Raw genomic sequence first — 535 nt, forward strand, 5'->3', positions numbered from 1 at the left:
TGATTGGTTTGGATGGTCGTGATCCAAGGTTGGTGCCTTTGATTGCTGTTGCCGCCGCCGTTGTTGTTTTGGCAACAAGACCCGTCCGCAAATAGGCATATGGCTTCAATCTAAATTTTAGAACCGCCTTGCCGAACAATTTGGTGGTACGTTCGACATCATATGAATCGGTAAACATTGCGACATATGATGTGTTAGGCATCCCCGAAAAGTTCAAAAGCTTCCAACCTTCTTGGGTTTTCAAACCATTTGAAATGGCTTGTGCCTGTGCTTCGACACTCTTGGATGCGTCAAGGCGTAAGCGACAAGGGAACGAAAAGTCCGTCCCTTTGAATCGCTTGCGTGACACCGCCAAATCCCCATCGACCCCATCGATTTCGATTAGTTGCACATCGTTGTCAGGGGATGTGAAAGTCAATTCTCGTTCAATTTCTAAGTCAAAATTCTTGGAATCGAATGTTCCAAAAGTGAATCCATTGATCGGTTTCATTATGCCATCGCCCCTCTTTGGTCAACCGTAGTCAACCAATTAATT

The 535-nt window shown here is 45.2% G+C and carries 1 protein-coding gene; it reads right to left on the minus strand.

The window, feature by feature from the left end:
* On the minus strand, window positions 1-490 hold a 490-nt coding region (locus N1032_RS27510), incomplete at its 3' end, for a hypothetical protein (RefSeq protein WP_259543904.1).
* Window positions 491-535: the final 45 nt, after the last annotated feature.

Origin of the sequence: Herbiconiux daphne (assembly GCF_024979295.1) — a bacterium.
Classification (GTDB): domain Bacteria; phylum Actinomycetota; class Actinomycetes; order Actinomycetales; family Microbacteriaceae; genus Herbiconiux; species Herbiconiux daphnes.